A 663-nucleotide genomic window follows, 5' to 3' on the forward strand; every position below is an offset into this window, starting at 1 on the left:
GGGCTTTCACGAGATCTCGGTCTTGAGCGGTCGACAGAGGCTTGGATTGTTTCGCTTTGTCGAGAACGTGTGTGGCGAGTGTCGAGTTAGGCAAGGTGGAGTTAACCAAAATAGAATCGAGATTGTCGGCAAGCGTTTCAATGCTGCGAAGAATTGCGGCAATCGGATTATTGAGTTCATGAGCGACACCGGCCACCAGTTGACCCAACATTGCCATCTTCTCTTTCTCAATCAGTTGCTGGTGGGCCGACTCGAGTGATTCCAGTGTCTCTTGCAGGCGAAGCTTGGTGGTAATACTGCGCTGCAGACGGCGATTGAAGTGGCGCAGTAGCAGATTGGTGAATAGCGGTAACAGGGTGCTGTTTGAATGCATCACTTGCGAGAATACATCGCGGTCTAACTTGATAACATGGGTTGAGGTTAGGGTAATTGCGGTTGAAAAAGAGGGCTCACCCGTCACAAAGGCCATCCCGCCAACGATATTCCCTTTGGTATGCCGAACCACTTCACGTTGCTGTCCCAATTCGTCTTTCTTATAAAGCGCCACTTCGCCTTGGGTAATAAACCATAAGAAGCGGTTGTCTTCGCCCTCTTTAGTGAGCAAGTGATCGGAAGAATAGACGCGTATCGCTTTGGTCTTGTCGTTTTGAGAGAAAAAGTCTT

Annotated in this window: 1 protein-coding gene; it reads right to left on the minus strand. The window is 49.3% G+C overall.

Translation table 11 applies throughout. The features are described from left to right. Positions 1-663: cyclic nucleotide-binding domain-containing protein (locus tag KIV40_RS33205; protein WP_285353652.1), on the minus strand; the 663-nt coding region annotated here is incomplete at both ends.

The sequence above is a fragment of the Vibrio sp. D173a genome (genome assembly GCF_030248475.1).